Origin of the sequence: Nitratidesulfovibrio liaohensis, assembly GCF_011682075.1 — a bacterium.
GTDB classification, from domain to species: domain Bacteria; phylum Desulfobacterota; class Desulfovibrionia; order Desulfovibrionales; family Desulfovibrionaceae; genus Cupidesulfovibrio; species Cupidesulfovibrio liaohensis.
The window spans coordinates 1-1,854 of sequence record NZ_VSMK01000484.1 but is presented as its reverse complement, the minus strand read 5'-3'; the positions used below and the strand labels follow the sequence as shown (position 1 = coordinate 1,854).

Below are 1,854 nucleotides of genomic sequence, written 5' to 3'. Positions count from 1 at the left end.
GCGTCCCGGCGGAGAACGGTGTGCGCAGCAGGCGGGCCGAGGCGGGCAACCCGGCGGCGCGCACGCGGCGCGATTCCTGCCGGGCCGTGGCGGTATGCAGCAGGATCACTGGAATGCCGGGGGGTATGCCCGAGGGCGTACCGGGGGGAATGCCGTCAGGGGGTGCTGGGGGAGCACCGCCGTCCGTTCCATCGCCGGGCCGCGGCGGGGCCAGCAGGTCCAGGTCGGCCACCAGCGCATCCGGCTCCGGGAGCATCGTGGGTACAGCAGCTTCCGGGGCCTGCATCCGCGTAACCGCAACGGTGGGCATTTCCACCACCAGCCGCAGCCCGGCCTCGGCCAGGGGGGCGGTCATGTGCGCGGCGATGCGCGCATCGGCGGTACGGAGCAGGATCAGCATGGGGGGGCCGGAACGGAGAAGCGGGTGCGCATGAGCCGGGATACTGCACCCTTTGTCCCGTGTCGAGCGAACCAGACGTCAAGCGCGCTGGGGTGCATGTGTCCGGTGCCAAACACGTCATCAGGCGAACATGCCAACGACGGGAGGGCCCTGGTGGTGCACACCAGAGCCCTCCGAAAGGGTGGGCCGTCCGCGCAGGGAGCGGAGGGACACCTTGCAAGGCCGACTACGCGACCTTGTAGAACGCGGACGCCGCGGCGTTGCAGATGGGGCACTTGTCGTCGTGCGGACCTTCGTGGGTGTAGCCGCACACGGAACACACGTAGTAGTCCACGTCGGCCAGGGCGGAGGGGTTTTCCAGCGCCTTGCGGTAGAGGTTGGCGTGCACCTCTTCCACGGCGTTGGCCCAGCCGAAGTAGCGCGCGGGCACCTTTTCGCCTTCGGCTTCGGCCTCGGCGATCATCTGCGGGTACATCTTGGTGAATTCGTAGGTCTCGCCGTCGATGGCGGCCTTAAGGTTGTCGAGGGTGGAGCCGATCTTGCCCGCGTTGCGCAGGTGGCCGTGGGCGTGGATGGTTTCCGCCTCGGCGGCGGCGCGGAACAGTTTGGCGACCTGGGGCAGGCCTTCCTTGTCGGCCTGCTTGGCGAAGGCGAGGTACTTGCGGTTGGCCTGGGATTCGCCGGCAAAGGCCGCCATCATGTTCTCGTGGGTCTTGCTCATCGATATGCTCCTTGTTGGTTTCGGTGTAGGGGTTCCTTTTCAGGAACAATTCCTGTTTAGACGCCATCCATGGTCTTGTAAAGTACTTTTCAAAAAATTTGTGGAAAGAAATCGTTCAGACCATACGTCATCGGGGCGGATAGGGAAAGGGCAAGGCGTGAAAACAGGGAACGCACAAGAGCCGCAAGCGGGCGTGCGGCGTGGCAGGGCCAAGCGGGGGGGCGGTACGGAAAAGGAAGCAGGCGCGGAAAAGGGAGCAGGAATTGACGCTCCCCCAATGAGGCTTGGCGGGCTAGATGTCGTCGCTGCCGGGCGTGCCCAGTGAGCCGGATGTGTCCGCCGCATTGGACGTGCCGGGGGCGGCATTGTCGGCGGGCTGCGCGTTTTCTTCCGGCTGTTGCGGGGCGGGAGCGTCATCCGAAGCCCTGCGCGGTCCGTCCGGTACGAATTCCGGGCGCAGGCGGCCCCCCTTCAGTACCAGATGCGCCCGGAACGGCTTGCCCTGGCGTGAGGTGAAGTCCATGGCCTGCGCCGTACGCCCGGTGGCCAGCAGTTCGCGCGCCGTGGGTTCGTCCAGTTCGCGCCCGAAGGAGGTGCGCCAGAGGATGAACGGGCAGCGGCCGCCATTGGCGGGGGACGTTCCGCCGTCTGCTTCACTGTTTGGCGCGGCGTCTGGCCCGCCGTTCGGCGCGCCGGTCTTTTTCGCGCCGCGTTTGGCGCGCGCGGCGTCCTG

Annotated in this window: 2 protein-coding genes and 1 pseudogene; all 3 read right to left on the bottom strand. The window is 67.0% G+C overall.

The annotated features are described in order from the left end of the window. Positions 1–400, bottom strand: a pseudogene (locus FVW27_RS14590) (winged helix-turn-helix domain-containing protein); the annotation flags it as partial. A 226-nt stretch (positions 401–626) separates the two neighbouring features. Next, complete coding sequence (locus FVW27_RS14585; protein WP_007527771.1) at positions 627–1,121, bottom strand: rubrerythrin family protein; 495 nt, start codon at positions 1,119–1,121, stop codon at positions 627–629. A 292-nt stretch (positions 1,122–1,413) separates the two neighbouring features. Continuing rightward, on the bottom strand, positions 1,414–1,854 hold a 441-nt coding region (locus FVW27_RS14580; RefSeq protein WP_243838480.1), incomplete at its 5' end, for a topoisomerase C-terminal repeat-containing protein.